Below are 14,206 nucleotides of genomic sequence, written 5' to 3'. Positions count from 1 at the left end.
CCAATATTCACGTTTTTCTGAAACTACGGTAGCTTCGGAAGCATGACCAAGGCCATCATCCTGTCCGGCCTGCGCAAGACCTTCGGCCGGACCACCGCACTGGACGGCCTCGACCTCACCGTCGAGACCGGCGAGGTCCACGGCTTCCTCGGCCCCAACGGAGCCGGGAAGTCCACCACCCTCCGCGTCCTGCTCGGTCTGCTGCGCGTGGACGGCGGCAGCGCCCGGCTGCTCGGCAAGGACCCGTGGAGCGACGCCGTCGAGCTGCACCGCCGCCTCGCCTACGTCCCCGGCGACGTCGAGCTGTGGCCCAACCTCACCGGTGGCGAGGCCATCGACCTGCTCTCCCGGCTGCGCGGCCGGCTCGACCGGCGCCGCCGGGACGAACTGATCGAGCGCTTCGACCTCGACCCGACCAAGAAGGGCCGCAGCTACTCCAAGGGCAACCGGCAGAAGGTCGCCATCGTCGCCGCCCTCGCCTCCGACGCCGAACTCCTGCTGCTGGACGAGCCGACCTCCGGCCTGGACCCGCTGATGGAGGTGGTCTTCCAGGACGTCGTCCGGCAGGCCAAGGCGCGGGGCCGCACCGTCCTGCTCTCCAGCCACGTCCTGGACGAGGTGGAGAAGCTGGGCGACCGGGTCAGCATCATCCGGCAGGGCCGGGTGGTGGAGAGCGGCACCCTGACCGAACTGCGCCACCTCACCCGCACCACCGTGGAGGCGGAGACCGACCGCCCGGTCACCGGGCTGGAGGCGCTGGCGGGCGTGCACGCCCTGCGCACCGACGGCCGGCGGGTCCGGTTCGCCGTCGACGGCGCCCGACTCGACGCCGCGGTACGAAGGCTGAGCGAGGCCGGGCTGCGCACCCTGGTCAGCCACCCGCCCACGCTGGAGGAGCTGATGCTGCGCCACTACGGCGACGAGCTGGCCGCCAACGGGCACCGCCCCGATCCCGAGGCCGTCCGATGACCACCACCCCACCCACCGCCCGGCGCACCGGGCCGGACCGCACCGGCGGGCCCGGCACCCTGGCCGGCACCGCCACCCTGCTGCGCTTCGCGCTGCGCCGCGACCGGGTCCGGCTGTCCGCCTGGGTGCTCGGCCTCGCGCTGCTCACCCTGGCCACCGCTGACAGCGCCCACACCGTCTACCCGACCGCCGCCGACCGCGCCGCGATCGCCCGTGGCTCGGGCAGCCCGGCCGTGCTCGCCATGACCGGCCCGGCCCACTACCTGGCCGACTACACCTGGGGCGCGATGCTCGGCCACCGGCTGCTCGGCCTGCTGGTCGTCCTGGCCGGCCTGCTGAGCGTCCTGACCGTCACCCGGCACACCCGGGCCGAGGAGGAGAGCGGCCGCGCCGAACTGGTCCGCTCGGCCGCCGTCGGCCGGCACGCCCAGCTGGCCGCCGCGCTGGCCACCGCCGCCGTCGCCGACCTCGCGCTCGGTCTGCTGCTCGCCGTCGGCCTGCCCGGCCTCGGCATCCCCGGACTGACCGGCGGCGGCGCCCTGCTCTTCGGCGCCGCGACCGCCGTCGGCGGGCTGCTGTTCGGCACGGTGGCCGCCGTCACCGCGCAGATCACCGCGCACACCCGGACGGCCTCCGGGCTGGCCCTGGCCGTGCTCGGCGCCGCCTACGCGCTGCGCGCCGCCGGGGACGCCGGCGGGACCGGGCTCTCCTGGGCCTCCCCGATCGGCTGGCTGCAGCGCGGCTACCCCTTCGTCGACGACCGCTGGTGGCCGTTGCCGCCCGCGCTGGCACTGGCCGCCGTCACCGCCGCGGCCGGGTTCGCGCTGAGCACCCGCCGCGACTTCGGCGCCGGGCTGCGCGCCGCCCGTCCCGGCCCGGCCACCGGGAGCCCCGCCCTGGGCACCCCGCTCGGCCTGGCGCTGCGGCTGCACCGCGGCCTGATCGGCGCCTTCGCCGCAGCCCTGCTGCTGCTCGGCGCGATGTACGGCTCGCTGCTCGGCGGGGCCGACTCGATGCTCAAGGACGTCGACCAGATCAAGGAGGCGCTGGCCCGGCTCGGCGGTCACACCCTCGCCGACTCCTTCGCCGCGCTGACCATGCTGGTCGTCGCGGTGGTCGGCGGGGTCTACGCGGTGCTGGCGACGCTGCGCCCGCGCGCCGAGGAGAGCGCCGGGCGGGCGGTGCCGGTGCTGGCCGCCGGGGTGTCGCGGTCCGGCTGGCTGGGCGGGCACCTGGCGGCGGCGCTGCTGGGTTCCACCGCGGTGATGCTGGCGGCGGGCGTGGGCTTCGGTCTGGCCGGGGCGCTGTCCACCGGCGACGGGGGCGTGTTCCTCCGGCTGACCGGAGCGGCGCTGGCCTTCGTGCCCGCCCTCTGGGTGACGGTGGGTTTCGCCGCCGCCGTCTACGGCTGGCTGCCCCGGGCGCTGCCGCTGGCCTGGGCCGTCCCCGGGTACGCGTTCGTGATCGGCTACCTGGGCCCGCTGCTGAAGCTCCCGGCGGGCCTGGACCGGCTGTCCCCGTTCGGCCGGGTGCCCCGGCTCCCGGCGGCCCCGATGGACTGGACGCCGCTGGCCGTGCTCACCCTGGTCGCGGCCGCGCTGATCGCGCTGGCCCTGGCCGGGTTCCGGCGCCGGGACGTCGAGTAGCGTCCACCGCACGGCACCGGAACCCGGGGGCCGGCAGGCATCACAGGTACTTGATCAGCTCCGGCATCAGGTCCTGGAAGGTGCGCCCGCCGGCCGGCTGGCCGATCGCGGCCATCTGCCAGCCGCCGGGCGTGCGCTGCACCTTGGCCATGATCTGGGCGGTGTAGGGGCCGCCGCCGGTCAGGGTGTAGCGGGCCAGCTCGGTGCCGGTGGTCTCGTCCACCAGTCGGCAGAAGGCGGCCTCGACCTCCTGGAAGGTCTGTCCGGTGAAGGAGTTCACCGTGAACAGGATCTGGTCGACCTCGGCGGCCACCTTGGTCAGGTCGACGGTGATCGACTCGTCGTCGGTCGCGTCGCCCGCGCCGCCGACCAGGTTGTCCCCGCTGTGCCGCACCGAGCCGTCGTTGCTGGTGAGGTGCTGGAAGAAGACCACGTCCAGTGCCTTGCCGCCGGCGAACAGCACCGCCGAGGCGTCCAGGTCGATCTCCTGTCCGGCGGACAGCAGCTTGGCCAGGAAGCCCTTGCGCTGCACGGCCCGCCAGCCCAGGCCCATCCGGACCACGCTCAACTGCCCACCGCCCGGCTTCTCCAGGCTGATCTTCTGCCCCTTGGCCAGCGAAACGGTCATCGTGCCCTCCTCGTTCCTGCCGCCGTCCTTGCTGCGAACCTATCGCACACGGAGAAATCTCTGATCATCGGACAGCGGCTCGGGGGCCCCCTACCCAGCGGTCCCCCGGGCCGCACTTCCGGCGGTGCTCCGCCCGCTTCGCCCGGATCGCCGACGGCACCTTCAACGAGCCCGCCGACATGCAGAGTTACATCGACGCCCTCAAAGCGCAGAACGTCAGCGTGACCGAACTCGACATCCTGCTCTCCAACTGGCTCACCGACGCCGAGTTCGCCGCCCACATGGCCGATGTGAAGACCTTCACCGGCCTGGCCCACGCGGCCGGCCTCAAGGTCGTCATGTACCACCCGTCCCTCGAACTCATCTCCCCCGGCGGCGAGAAGGGCCGTTCCTTCTACAAGGACGACCAGGGGAAGACTGGGTCCAGCGCGACCTGGCCGGCAAGCCCAACGTGTTCTACGGCAGCGTGGGCGCTGGTCTACGCCCACGTGCCCTTCGACACCGTGCCCAGCCCCGGCCTGAGCGCCGCCGACCTGGCCCGCTTCACGGTGCTGCTGCTGCCCAACCTCCAGGCCGTCTCGGACGCCGAGGCCGCCGTGCTGCGCGGCTTCGTCGCGGGCGACGGGACGGTCGTCGTCACCGGCCCCGCCCCCACCGCGCTGGACGAACTGGGCGGCCGGTGCGCCGAGTTCGCGCTGTCCGACGTGCTCGGACTGCGCCTGGCCGACCCGCTGCCCGCGAGCCGGCGCAACTCCTACGGCAGCGGCACCTGTTGGTACCTCAAGGCGCTGCCCGGCCTCAGCTACCTGACCGCCACCGACCCAGGCCTCGGCCGACCAACTGCTCGCCGCCGTACGCCAGTCCGCGCCGCCCGCCGTCACCCTGGCCGGGGACCGGCGGATCTTCCTGGACGCCCGGCGGCTCGGCGGCGACACCGTCGTCCACCTGGTCAACTTCACCAACTTCGGTGACACCCCGGCGGACTTCCGCACCACCCCCGCCAACTGCACGCTCTCCTACACCCTCCCGGCCGGGGCGGGCGTCACCGCCATCACCGTCGCCAGCCCGGACGGCACCGACCCGCGGCCGCGGCCCGTCCCGTACACCGTGACCGGCGGCACGGTCAGCGTGCCGCTGACCGTCGTCCAGTACGCGGTGGTGACGCTCAGCGCCGTCTGACCCCCTCTCCCGGGCGGGCGTCCGCCGTTGGTGCTCGATGAGAGCCTGCGGGGCGCCCGCGGGTGGATCAGGCGTCGCCGTCCAGCAGGTGCTGGCGCACCTCCTGGAAGGTCCAGGGCCCGCCGGCCGAGCGGGAGAGGACCCAGACCAGGTCGAACCGGTCCGGCCAGCTGGTCGGCGCCCCGCTGCCGGCGGCGCCGAGCGCCTCGACGATCCGCGGGATCCGGGAGTGCTCCCAGCAGATCAGCACGGGTTGGGTGCCCGCGAGGGCGGCGCCGGCCAGTCCGGTCTCCTGGGACTCGGCGTAGGTGGTGTCCACGGTCAGCCCGAGCTTGGCGCCCAGCGGGGTGACGGTCTGCCGCATCCGGTGGGCGCCGGCCATCGGGCCCTGGTCGGTGGCGGCGTAGATCCGGGCCGGGGCGCGCAGTCCGGTGGCGGGCGGGGCGAACAGGGTGGGCAGGGCCTTGGCGCGGTCCCAGCCGCGCTGGGTGAGGGACTTGCTGTCGTGCTTGCCGTTCTCGTCCAGGCCGGGCTGGCTGCCGTCGGGCTTCTCGCCGTGCCGGATGATCATCACGAAGGCGGCGCCACCCGGGTCACTGGCCTTGGCCGCCGGGCCGGTCTTGTCCTTCGACTTGCCCGAGGAGCAGCCGGCCAGTGCCAGCGGGGCGGCGGCCACGAGTCCGGTGAGCAGCAGGCGGCGGGTGAGCCGGGCGGTCACTCGGCACCCCGCTCCAGCCGGACCAGCGCGTCGATCGCGACGCCCGTCGGGCCGCCCTTGTGACCGGGCTCGCCGACCTCGCGGTGGAGGCGCTCGGCCCGTACCGTGCGCAGGCCGTACGGGGCGAGGTCGGCGAGGACGTCCTCGGGGGTGAACAGTACGGCCGGGTCCGGCGGGCCGCCGACGCCCTCGGTGAGGTTGCTGAGGTCGTGCCCGATCACCAGCAGGGTGCCGCCGGGGGCGAGTGCCTCGGCGGCGCGGTGCAGCGCGGCCCGGCGGTCGTCGGCGGGCAGGTGGAGGTAGGCGATCAGGACGAGGTCGTAGTCGGCGTCGGGGGCCTCGTAGCCGCGGGCGTCGCCGTGTCGCCAGGTGAGGCGGTCGGCGACCTCGTCGGGCAGTTCGGACGTGAGCCGTTCGGCGCGTTCGAGGGCGACGGCGGAGAAGTCGAGGCCGGTGACCTCCCAGCCCTGGGCGGCCAGCCAGATGGCGTTGCGGCCCTCCCCGGTGGCCAGGTCGAGGGCGTGGCCGGGGGTGTGTCCGGTCAGTTCGCGGACCACCCACCGGTTGGGCGCGGTCCCCCACACCAGTTCGCTCGCGGCGTAGCGGTCGTCCCAGCCCTGACTGTCCATGCGCGCCTCCGTTCGGCGGGTCTGTTCCGTCCCGGTCAACCTACCGGTGCGCCGCCCTTCCTGGCCCGGGGTGGTCCAGCGGACCGGCCTCGGCGGCCGGCATCTTCGACGGCGTCGACCTCGACTGGGAGTACCCGGGCTCGGCCGGCGGCCACACCGGCAACCACTACTCCCCCGCCGACAAGCAGAACTACACCCTGCTGCTCAAGGAGTTCCGCACCCAGCTGGACGCCCTCGGCGCCGCCCAGGGCAAGCGGTACCTGCTGAGCGCGGCGCTGCCCAGCGGCCAGGACAAGATCGCCCAGCTGGAGACCGACAGGATCGGCGCCTACCTGGACTACGCCGACGTGATGTCCTACGACATGCACGGCTCCTGGGACGCCAAGGGCCCGACCAACCACCAGGACCCGCTGCACGACAGCCCGGCCGACCCGACCACGCCGATCACCCCTGGCACCCGCAAGTACAACGTGGACACCACGCTCACCGCGTACACCGCCGGCCTGCCCGAGTACGGCATCCCCGGCGGCTTCCCGGCGAACAAGATCGTGCTCGGCATCCCGTTCTACTGGCGCGGCTGGACGGGCGTCCCGGCCGGCTCGAACTACGGCCTGTACCAGAGCGCGACCGGCCCGACGGCCGCCAAGCCGCTCAGCCATGAGGCCGGGCTGGCCGCCTGGAAGGAGCTCAACCCGACCGCCGCGCAGACCCACTGGGACCCGGTGACGGAGAGCAGCTGGGTCTACGACGGCACCGACTTCTGGACCGGTGACACCCCGCAGGCCGTCCAGGCGCGCGGGGCCTACGCCAAGAGCAAGGGCCTGGGCGGCCTGTTCGCCTTCTCCCTGGAGAACGACGACGCCTCCGGCACCATGCTCAACTCGCTGGACAGCAGCCTGCGCTGACATCGCGTCGGGCACAGGCCGACACCGGTGGTCCCGTCCGGGGCCACCGGTGTCGGCCTGTGCCGCTCCTGCGGTCGAGCGTGCTGACAGCTCTAGAGGTTGAGCGAGGGGAAGAGGTCCTCGAAGGGCTGGGTGGTGACCGAGACGCTCCGGGCGAACGGATCGTCGAAGTCCCAGATCATGAACAACAGGAAGGCGATCAGCACGCTGAAGCAGGCCGCCAGGATCAACTCCCTCGGCGTGCGCCTGATCTGCAGCGCGAACAGCATGCCGACGGTCACCACCGCGCCACCGATCAGCCCGAACCAGACCACGCCCGGCATGGTCGGCCCGGCGTTCTGGCCGCGCTGGTTGCGGGCGCCGGAGGCCTGGCTGATCCGGTCCATGATCGGCTGGTAGGCCTGGGCCTCCAGGTCCGAGGCCGGCGCCCGGGTGGCCACCTCGTTCTGGACCTTGTCCAGCAACTGGGTGCCCTTGTCGGTGATCTCGCCGTTCTTGCCCATGTAGTCCCACTCGACGTGCACCACGTACGTGACGTAGGCGTCGACGTCGGCCCGGACCTGGTCGCGGAACTCGGCCGGGTAGACCACCGCCCGGTCGCTCACCTCCCGCAGCGCCTGCGCCTCGGTGAACAGGTCGTCCTGGGCGGCGCCGCGCGCCTCCCAGACACCCGCGATGGCGAGACCGAGGACGATCGCGTAGACCACGCCGATCATCATCGTGATGTACTCGATGACGTCGGGCGTCTCGTCGGCGTTCTCGACGACACCCCGCTGGCGGCGCCTCAGCACCACCACCGCCAACACAACGGCACAGGCCGCCGCCAAGGCGATGACCAGCGCCACCCACTCTGACATGGGAACTCCCTTCTCTGGCTTGGCTTGTGACGTGAACGGGGAAGTCCGGGACCCGACCGGTCGGTCGAGCCCGGGAAACTGTCCGTCGGGGCCCGGAGGTCCTCCGGGCGGACCGGAAGCCGTCAGGCTCCGGAGGTGCATGAAGGACGCTGACGCCGTCAGGACCCGGAGCGACCGCGGCCTCGGCCACCGGGGCGCAGCGCCGCCGCCGCGAGAACCGCGGGAACGGTGATCAGCAGCATCGTGGTGGTCGTCGAGGCGGCATGGTGGTGCTTCGTGACGGGCATCGGCCTGGTGGCCCGCACCTTGAACACCGGGTGCGCCGACGGCGTCGGCCACAGCGGACTCGGCCGGACCGGGCTCGGCACCACGGGGCTGGGCGCCACCACGTCGGGGGCCGCCGGGGCGGGCACCACGGGGACAGGTACCACGACGGGCGGCGGCGCCTGCGGGGCAGGTGCGTCGGGCGCCGGGTCCGCGGGCGCGGCGGGCACCGCCGGGGGCGGTACGGCCGGTGCGGGGGCAGGCGGCGGCGGGGGCGCGGGCGCCGGGGGCGACGGCGGCGGGGTGGGCACCGGGCTCGGGCTGGGGGGTGCCACCGTCGGAGACGGCGTCGGCGTCGGCGTGGGTGTAGGCGTCGGCGTCGGCGTGGGACTGGGGGTGTGGGTCGGCGTGGGTGTAGGCGTCGGCGTGGGACTGGGGGTGTGGGTCGGCGTCGGCGTCGGCGTGTGCGTGGGAGTCGGCGTAGGCGTCGGGGTGGGGCTCGGGCACGGATGGTGGTGATGGTGATGGTGGTGGTGGTGCCGCCCGTCCCCGTCGTGGTCACCGCCCCCACCGTGCTCCTCCGCCGGCCGCCCCGGCTGCTGCCGGAGCCCGGCCGTGCCCGAGGACGAGGGCACCGCGGGTAACGGTGCCGCCGTGGGCGGCCGGTGACACGGGTGGTGCTCGTGGTCATGGTCGTGCGGCGGGCGCGGCCCGTGGTGCCGGCCGATGTCCGGGGCGACGCTGACGCCGACCTGGACGTCCACGTCCACCCCGACGTCCACGCTGCCGCCCGGGCCGACCGACGTCGAGAGGTCCGTCTCGGTGCACACGCAGGTGTCGACGGCCGGGCCGTGCGGATGCCCGCCGGGGCGTTCGGCACCCGAGGCGCTGGCGCCGCCGACCAGCGCGCACATCGCCACCACGCCGACCGCCGCGCCGATCAGCCGCACCCGTCGCCCGGGGGCCGCGGACCCGCCGCCGTGCCGCGGTATCCGTCGGAACTGCCGCCGCTGCGGCATGGGCTCCACACACCTCTCGGGTCGCCTGGGGAGGACGGAAGGATCCGGTCTGAACAGCCGACGGAAACGGGCGGCGATGACCTGGGCCGGGTCAGAACCGATCGGGCACGACCAAGCGCATTCAGACGTGATCAGACGGACGGCCCACCTCCGGGGCGGACCGTCCGTCATCAGGTGAAACGATCTTCGCGCCGACCGGTTACGGCCTGCGCTCGCTGTTCCAGGCGCTCAGTGGCGACGGTGCGCGATCTCGACGTTCTCCAGCACGCCGACCGCGTCCGGCACCAGGATCGCGCAGGAGTAGTAGGCGCTGACCAGGTAGGAGATGATCGCCTTCTCGTCGATCCCCATGAAGCGGACGGAGAGCGAGGGCTGGTACTCGTCCGGGAGGCCGGTCTGGTGCAGGCCGATGACGCCCTGGTTGTCCTCGCCGGTACGGATCACCAGGATCGAGCTGGTGTTCTCCTTGGTGATCGGGATCTTGCTGCACGGCAGGATCGGCACCCCGCGCCAGGCCGGCACCTGCTGCCCGCCGAGGTCGACGTGGTGCGGGTAGATGCCGCGGGCGTTGAACTCGCGGCCGATCGCGGCGATGGCCTTGGGGTGGGCCAGCAGGTAGTCGGGGTCGCGGCGGCGGTTGAGCAGCTCGTCCAGGTCGTCCGGGGTGGGCGGGCCGGAGTGGGTCTGGATCCGCTGGTCGAAGTCGGCGTTGTTGAGCAGGCCGAACTCCGGGTTGTTGATCATCTCGTGCTCCTGGCGCTCGCGCAGGGCCTCGATGGTCAACCGGAGCTGGTGCTCGGTCTGGTTCATCGGCTGGTTGTACAGGTCCGCGACGCGGGTGTGGATCTTGAGGACGGTCTGCGCGACGCTCAGCTCGTACTCGCGCGGCTTGAGCTCGTAGTCCACGAAGGCGCCGGGGAGTTGGTACTCGCCGCGGTGGCCGGCCGACATGGCGATCTCGGCCTCGCCGCGCTCGTTCTGGGCCTGCAGCGGCAGGGACAGGAACGACTCCAGGTGCTCCTGGAGGGTCGGCGCGTTGTCCCGGATGCGGGCGAAGTCGTCCCGGCTCAGAGTGAGGGCGACACCGGAGGTGGCGGTCCTCGCGGTGTACTCCCAGGCGGCGTCCGGGTTCAGCAGCGCGTCGTCGCCGAAGCGGTCGCCGTCGCCGGCCACGCCGACCACGGTCTCGTCGCCGTACTTGCCGGTGCCGATCTTGTTGATCTTGCCGTGCGCGATCAGGAAGATCCGGTCGGCCGCCTCGCCCTGGGTGGTGAGCACCTCGCCCGGACCGAAGTCCCGCTGCTCGCACCGGTCGGCGAGGGCGGTCAGCACCTCCTCGTCCTCGTAGCCGCGCAGCAGGGCGAGTTCGCCCAGCTCCGCCGGGATCACCCGGACCTGGGAGCCGGTCTTGATGAACTCCACCACGCCGTTGCCGACGGTGTAGGTGAGCCGTCGGTTCACCCGGTACGCACCGCCGTGGGCCTCGACCCACGGGAGCACCTTGAGCAGCCAGCGGGAGGTGATCTCCTGCATCTGCGGTGCGGACTTGGTGGTGGTGGCAAGGTTGCGGGCAGCGGCCGTCGCAAGGCTCTGCTGCCGGTCCTGCTGTGTCTCCGGGCTCGTGTCCACGGGCATCGGCAGGGGTCTCCATTCGTGTGGGTCGGACCACGCGGTCAGGGCCGTACCGCTCCGCCCTGGGCACACGCGTCCGCAACGGATCATCAGATCCGCTTACTGGTGGGGAAGTTGGCGAGTTTCGGGAGCGGGACCGCCATCGCCCGGCGGCCCATCCGGAACCCTAGATCACCAGAACCCGACCGAGCCCGTACGGCGGCCGACTACCCCCCGATAGGGTGAATCTCGCGCGATCCGCCCCCGCGCGCCCCATCCGCCACCGGAACATCCGTTCGCGCCCGCGCACCCAGCTCCCCCAGCGCCCGCCACTGCTCCGACACACCGCCCGCGCGCCCTCCCCCACGCCCGCCGGCCGTCAACCCGGCACAACGGCCGGGCACCCTGCGGCCCCGACCCGGACCCGACCGCGACCCCGGTCCGGGTCCGGGTCCGGGTCCGGGTCCGGAAACGCGAAAGGCCCGTCAGGTGCCGGTACGGGGGTGGCCGGCACCTGACGGGTGTACGGGGGTGCGGCCGCAGGGGCCGCGCCGGGAGGAGGAAGGGATCGGATCAGCAGGCGACCTGGGTGCCCGGGATGCCCAGGATGCCGGAGTTGTTGGCCAGACCGCCGTTGTACTCGTAGTAGAGGTACGAGTAGAAGTCGATCCGGACGCCCTGGCCGCAGGCCGAGTCGGGGGCCACGGTGTAGGTGACCGTGAAGGTGCTGCTGGCGCCGGGGGCGAGCGGGACGTCGTAGCGGGCGATGCCGCCGTGCACGTTGTCGCTGCAGCCGTTGGTCTGGGCGCCGCAGGCCGTGGCGGTGAACTTGAGCCCCTGCACCAGACTGCTGTCGTACGTCTGCTGGACGCTCTGGTAGACGAACTGGATCGGGGTGTCGTACGGATTGGTGAGCGTCAGGGTCAGCGTGAACTCACCTCCCCGGCCGGTCGTCTGGCGGTCGGAGACGGCTGTGAGGGGCAGCGGGCTGTCCGCCTGGGCGGGTGCCGCGGACAACAGCAGACCGGCGGCGACGGCCGGACCCACGGCGACCGCGGCACGGCTCAGATGTGTTCTGCGCATGTCCATGGAGCGTAGGGGGCGACGTCGCCGGGGCCGCCCTCCTCGGCCCGAACCCGTACCGACGCACGAGCGGCGGGCGGACGCCCCGGACCGACCGACCGCGTTCCGGCCCGGCGGAACCTCCGGTGGCCTATCCTTCGCGGCCTGCCTGCCCCACCACCCGATGCCCGACGCCCGCACCGGACAGGCCTTCCGGCCCACCACCCGCGCCGGACCAGCCTTCCGGCCCGCTCAGGACGGCGGCGGCAGGACGTCGCACAGCGCCTGGAGCGCCGCCGGGTAGGCGTGGTCGGGCGGCGTGGCGTAGCCGACCACCAGGCCGTCGACGGCGGGCACCGCCTCCGCGCCGGCCGCCGGGTGGCGGTAGTCCGCGAGCCCCTCGACGGCCAGGCCCCGGTAGGCGGCGGCCTTGAGGACGGACCGCTCGGTACCGGGGGCCAGTCGCAGGACGGCGTGCAGACCGGCCGCGATGCCGGACGCCTCGACGTGCGGGGCGTGCGCCGCCAGCGCGGCCACCAGCTGGTCCCGGCGGTCCCGGTAGCGGCGCCGCATCCGGCGCAGGTGCCGGTCGTAGCCGCCGGAGTCGATGAACTCGGCCAGCGTCAGCTGGTCCAACGCGCTCACCCAGGCCTCGCGTTCGCCCTTGGCCGCGAGCGCCCGGTCCACCAGGTGGTCCGGCAGGACCATCCAGCCGAGGCGCAGCGCGGGGCTGAGGCTCTTGCTGGTGCTGCCCAGGTAGAGGACCCGGTCGGGGTCGAGCCCCTGGAGGGCGCCGACCGGCTGGCGGTCGTAGCGGAACTCCCCGTCGTAGTCGTCCTCCAGGACGAGGCCGCCGTGCCCGCGGGCCCAGTCGACGACGGCGGCGCGGCGCCCGGCGTGCAGCGGGCCGCCGGTCGGGAACTGGTGGGCGGGGGTGAGCAGGGCTGTGCGGATCTCCGGGCGGAGCGCCAACTCATCGACCCGGGCGCCCTGTTCGTCGATCGGCAGCGGCACGGTGGCGACCCCGGCGGCGGCCAGCAGTTCGCGGTGGAAGCCCAGTCCGTAGGCCTCCACGGCCAGCGGGCCCTGCTCGGCGGGCGGCAGGACGGGCGTGGCGCCGTCGAAGAGCAGCCGCAGCGCGTGGGCGAAGCCGGCGCAGACCACGATCCGGTCGGGGTCGGTGCGCACCCCGCGGGCGCGGGCGAGGTAGTCGGCGAGGACGGTGCGCAGTTCGCGGCGGCCGTGCGGATCGCCGGGCCCGAAGGCCTCGTTGGGTGCGGCGGTGAGGGCCCGGCGGGCGGCGGCCAGCCAGGCGGTGCGGGGGAAGGACGAGGCGTCGGGCCGGCCCTGGCGCAGGTCGTGCACGGGCCCGGGCCGGTGCGCGGGGCGCCGGGTGCGGCGGGAGGGTGCGGGTGCGGCGCGTTCGGCGACGGTGGTGCCGGAGCCCTGGCGGGCGGTGAGCCAGCCCTCGGCGACCAGTTCGGCGTAGGCCTCGGCGGCGGTGTTGCGGGCCAGGCCGAGGTCGGCGGCGAGGGCCCGGTAGGGCGGCAGCCGGGTGCCGGGGGCCAGTCGGCCGCTGCGGATCGCCTCGCGCAGGGCCGCCATCAGCGCGGAGCGGCGGCCGCCGGTGGCGGGGAGGTCCAGGTGCAGGTCGTTGCCGGTCGGGTGGGCCGGCTCGGTGGGGTGCGCGCCCGGCGTTTCCGTCATGGTCACGCACCCTACCGGCCGCTCCGGAGCCGCCCGGTGGGCGGTCCGGCCCGGCGACGTCGCGGCCGAGGTCACGGCCGAGGTCACGGCGGAGCCTCGGTCCAGGTCACAGCCGAAGGTCACGGCCGGCGCCTCGGTCCAGGTCACGGCCGGGGCCCCGACCGGGGCTTTCGGTCTACGGGACGACGGTGACCGGCCAGCGGCCCGCCTTGACCAGCCGGACCGCGACGGAGCCGATCACCTTGTGCCCGGCCTGCTCGGAGACGCCAACCACTACGGCGTCGGCGCGCAGCTCGTCGGCGAGCTTGGCCAGGCCGGTGTACGGGTCGCCACGCATGGTGAGGAAGCGCCAGTCGACCCGCCAGACCTCGCGCACCCGGTGCTCGGCCTCGCGCAGCGCGGCGAGGAGTTCGTCGGCGATCTCCTGGGTGGTCTCCTCCACCGCGGCCCCGGCCAGCGCGGTCGCGGCGCCGAGTATCGGCTGGACGTAGGCGACGGCCAGGACGGCGCCCTGCCGGCGGGCCAGTCCGGCGGCGTAGGCGGTGGCGCGCCAGGAGGAGTCGGAGCCGTCCAGGCCCGCGAGGATCACCTTGGGCCCGTCGGTCCCCAGCTCGAAGCCGCTGGGGGCGGCGGCCGCCTCGTACTCCCCGTGCCTCTCGCCGGCCGGGCGGCCCGCGTCGTCGACGGCGCCCGCGTCCGCCGCATCGCTCTCATTGCTCATGGGCCGAAGGCTATGCCCGCCACCGGGAGTGGCGGACAGGGGCACTCCGGGTGAGGGCTGTGGCGCGGGCCACCCGGACGGCCGCGCGGGGCGGCGGTTCCGGCACCGGGGGCGGGGCGGGCCGTCACGCGCTGTCGACGGTGTGCGCGGCCTCACAGCGCCTCCGGGGTGACGGGGGCCACTCCGGAGGGTGGTTTGATCTTGGAAATAGGTTGAAATCGGGCCGAATCACCTGATTTTCGTGATCGCTACCTGCGGTAACAAGCCTCTGACGTGCCTAAACCTGCGAAT

The 14,206-nt window shown here is 73.8% G+C and carries 13 protein-coding genes; 5 read left to right on the top strand and 8 right to left on the bottom strand.

All coding sequences use genetic code 11. The annotated features are described in order from the left end of the window. The first annotated feature begins 42 nt into the window (after positions 1-42). Both ACZ3YL_RS16640 and ACZ3YL_RS16635 read left to right on the top strand, forming a co-directional pair. On the top strand, positions 43-969 hold the full coding sequence (locus tag ACZ3YL_RS16640; RefSeq protein ID WP_465658002.1) for an ABC transporter ATP-binding protein: 927 nt from the start codon (positions 43-45) through the stop codon (positions 967-969). Then, a complete protein-coding gene (locus ACZ3YL_RS16635) occupies positions 966-2,615 on the top strand; it encodes an ABC transporter permease (RefSeq protein WP_465658000.1) in 1,650 nt (549 codons plus the stop codon). The genes ACZ3YL_RS16640 and ACZ3YL_RS16635 overlap by 4 nt, the downstream gene beginning before the upstream one ends. Positions 2,616-2,655: 40 nt before the next feature. On the opposite strand, the gene ACZ3YL_RS16630 is transcribed toward ACZ3YL_RS16635, so the two are convergent. After that, positions 2,656-3,243 carry a TerD family protein gene (locus ACZ3YL_RS16630; RefSeq protein WP_188303702.1) on the bottom strand — a complete coding sequence of 196 codons (588 nt, stop codon included), beginning with the start codon at positions 3,241-3,243 and terminating at the stop codon, positions 2,656-2,658. A 179-nt stretch (positions 3,244-3,422) separates the two neighbouring features. On the opposite strand from ACZ3YL_RS16630, the gene ACZ3YL_RS16625 reads away from it, so the two are divergent. Beyond that, entirely contained in the window at positions 3,423-4,214 is a 792-nt protein-coding gene (locus ACZ3YL_RS16625; RefSeq protein WP_465657997.1) for a hypothetical protein, read from the top strand. A 275-nt stretch (positions 4,215-4,489) separates the two neighbouring features. Here the strand turns inward: ACZ3YL_RS16625 and ACZ3YL_RS16620 are convergent, their stop codons facing one another. Beyond that, positions 4,490-5,140 (bottom strand): histidine phosphatase family protein, encoded by a 651-nt coding sequence (locus tag ACZ3YL_RS16620; RefSeq protein ID WP_465657995.1) that lies wholly within the window; start codon positions 5,138-5,140, stop codon positions 4,490-4,492. Beyond that, positions 5,137-5,769, bottom strand: coding sequence for a class I SAM-dependent methyltransferase (locus tag ACZ3YL_RS16615; RefSeq protein ID WP_188303706.1), 633 nt, complete (start codon positions 5,767-5,769; stop codon positions 5,137-5,139). The genes ACZ3YL_RS16620 and ACZ3YL_RS16615 overlap by 4 nt, the downstream gene beginning before the upstream one ends. A 101-nt stretch (positions 5,770-5,870) precedes the next feature. Here ACZ3YL_RS16615 and ACZ3YL_RS16610 point away from each other — a divergent pair, with 101 nt between their 5' ends. After that, on the top strand, positions 5,871-6,674 hold the full coding sequence (locus tag ACZ3YL_RS16610) for a glycoside hydrolase family 18 protein (RefSeq protein WP_465658172.1): 804 nt from the start codon (positions 5,871-5,873) through the stop codon (positions 6,672-6,674). A 92-nt stretch (positions 6,675-6,766) separates the two neighbouring features. On the opposite strand, the gene ACZ3YL_RS16605 is transcribed toward ACZ3YL_RS16610, so the two are convergent. Then, on the bottom strand, positions 6,767-7,531 hold the full coding sequence (locus tag ACZ3YL_RS16605; RefSeq protein WP_188303707.1) for a bestrophin-like domain: 765 nt from the start codon (positions 7,529-7,531) through the stop codon (positions 6,767-6,769). 228 nt (positions 7,532-7,759) lie between these two features. Between ACZ3YL_RS16605 and ACZ3YL_RS16600 the strand changes: the two genes are divergently transcribed. Beyond that, on the top strand, positions 7,760-8,314 hold the full coding sequence (locus ACZ3YL_RS16600; RefSeq protein ID WP_465657992.1) for a hypothetical protein: 555 nt from the start codon (positions 7,760-7,762) through the stop codon (positions 8,312-8,314). 728 nt (positions 8,315-9,042) lie between these two features. Here the strand turns inward: ACZ3YL_RS16600 and ACZ3YL_RS16595 are convergent. From ACZ3YL_RS16595 to ACZ3YL_RS16580, 4 genes are all read right to left on the bottom strand, one after another. Next, positions 9,043-10,449, bottom strand: a complete 1,407-nt coding sequence (locus ACZ3YL_RS16595) for a family 2B encapsulin nanocompartment shell protein (RefSeq protein WP_465657990.1) — start codon at positions 10,447-10,449, stop codon at positions 9,043-9,045. Positions 10,450-10,998: 549 nt separating this feature from the next. Then, on the bottom strand, positions 10,999-11,508 hold the full coding sequence (locus ACZ3YL_RS16590) for a hypothetical protein (protein ID WP_465657986.1): 510 nt from the start codon (positions 11,506-11,508) through the stop codon (positions 10,999-11,001). Between the two features lie 231 nt (positions 11,509-11,739). Continuing rightward, positions 11,740-13,194: a MocR-like pyridoxine biosynthesis transcription factor PdxR gene (gene pdxR, locus ACZ3YL_RS16585; RefSeq protein ID WP_465657983.1), complete on the bottom strand. Its 1,455-nt coding sequence runs from the start codon at positions 13,192-13,194 to the stop codon at positions 11,740-11,742. Between the two features lie 175 nt (positions 13,195-13,369). Further along, a complete protein-coding gene (locus ACZ3YL_RS16580; RefSeq protein WP_188303712.1) occupies positions 13,370-13,915 on the bottom strand; it encodes a universal stress protein in 546 nt (181 codons plus the stop codon). Positions 13,916-14,206: the final 291 nt, after the last annotated feature.

The organism is Kitasatospora sp. NPDC023176 (assembly GCF_055560495.1).
The sequence above is the reverse complement of the archived record's forward strand: the minus strand, read 5'-3'. Positions and strand labels throughout refer to the sequence as shown.

What these genes read in the sequence shown, in the direction of transcription:
- ACZ3YL_RS16625 (WP_465657997.1), top strand. Translation starts at nt 3,423, where the DNA reads ATGCAGAGTTACATCGACGCCCTCAAAGCGCAGAACGTCAGCGTGACC.
- ACZ3YL_RS16590 (WP_465657986.1), bottom strand. Translation starts at nt 11,508, where the DNA reads ATGCGCAGAACACATCTGAGCCGTGCCGCGGTCGCCGTGGGTCCGGCC.
- ACZ3YL_RS16630 (WP_188303702.1), bottom strand. Translation starts at nt 3,243, where the DNA reads ATGACCGTTTCGCTGGCCAAGGGGCAGAAGATCAGCCTGGAGAAGCCG.
- ACZ3YL_RS16595 (WP_465657990.1), bottom strand. Translation starts at nt 10,449, where the DNA reads ATGCCCGTGGACACGAGCCCGGAGACACAGCAGGACCGGCAGCAGAGC.
- ACZ3YL_RS16605 (WP_188303707.1), bottom strand. Translation starts at nt 7,531, where the DNA reads ATGTCAGAGTGGGTGGCGCTGGTCATCGCCTTGGCGGCGGCCTGTGCC.
- pdxR (WP_465657983.1), bottom strand. Translation starts at nt 13,194, where the DNA reads ATGACGGAAACGCCGGGCGCGCACCCCACCGAGCCGGCCCACCCGACC.
- ACZ3YL_RS16635 (WP_465658000.1), top strand. Translation starts at nt 966, where the DNA reads ATGACCACCACCCCACCCACCGCCCGGCGCACCGGGCCGGACCGCACC.
- ACZ3YL_RS16640 (WP_465658002.1), top strand. Translation starts at nt 43, where the DNA reads ATGACCAAGGCCATCATCCTGTCCGGCCTGCGCAAGACCTTCGGCCGG.
- ACZ3YL_RS16580 (WP_188303712.1), bottom strand. Translation starts at nt 13,915, where the DNA reads ATGAGCAATGAGAGCGATGCGGCGGACGCGGGCGCCGTCGACGACGCG.
- ACZ3YL_RS16615 (WP_188303706.1), bottom strand. Translation starts at nt 5,769, where the DNA reads ATGGACAGTCAGGGCTGGGACGACCGCTACGCCGCGAGCGAACTGGTG.